Below are 826 nucleotides of genomic sequence, written 5' to 3'. Positions count from 1 at the left end.
TCACCTCCAGTCGACGATGCGCTACCTGCACTGGCTGCCGAGCCAGCAAGGGGGAGATCAGTGTCATATTGACCTGGTGGCCGCCTTGGAGGTGAGCCATGACTAAGGCCGCTACCTTGCAACAGGCGCTGACCCGCTTTCTCGATCCAACCGGTCTTGATCGCCAGCGCCAACGGGTGTGTACCCATCTGCTGGCCTGCCGAACGGAGGCGATGGGCGGGATGGTCTTGCAGTGCTCCGACTGCGCTCATGTACAGCCACACTACTTTGGCTGCCGCGATCGTCATTGCCCGCAGTGCCAAGGCCGCGCCATAGAACAATGGGCCGAACGTCAGCAGGCCAATATCTTGCCTGTGCGCTATTACCACGTCGTGTTCACGCTGCCGCACAGTCTTAATGGCTGGGTTCAGCTTCATCCCGAGGTGATTCACCGGTTGCTGTTCCAGAGTGCTTGGCAAACGCTGCGCACTTTTGGACGAGACCCCAAACGCCTTGGCGGCGAAATGGGGATGATCGCCGTGCTTCACACTTGGGGTCAGAACCTGAGCCAACATGTGCATCTGCACTGTTTGATTCCAGGCGGTGCCTTGGGTGACGATGGCCGCTGGCGTGGGGCGCATAGCAACTACTTGTTCCCGGTGCGGGCCTTGTCATGCCACTTTCGCGGGCACATGGTGAGCGCTCTGCGCAAGGCCGCCAATGCAGGCGATCTCCACCGGGTAAACCGGCCCGGAGATGTCGATGCTCAACTGAACACGCTGATGGCCACTGACTGGGTGGTTTACAGCAAGGACTGCCTTGAACACACTCATACGGTAGTTCGCTA

The 826-nt window shown here is 59.6% G+C and carries 1 protein-coding gene; it reads left to right on the top strand.

The features are described from left to right. Window positions 1–98: 98 nt before the first annotated feature. A partial coding sequence (locus E0L35_RS25340; RefSeq protein ID WP_138801721.1) for a transposase zinc-binding domain-containing protein occupies window positions 99–826 on the top strand: 728 nt, incomplete at its 3' end.

The organism is Halomonas sp. ATBC28 (assembly GCF_005937175.1).
GTDB lineage: Bacteria > Pseudomonadota > Gammaproteobacteria > Pseudomonadales > Halomonadaceae > Vreelandella > Vreelandella titanicae.
This window is presented reverse-complemented; position numbering and strand designations above follow the sequence as displayed.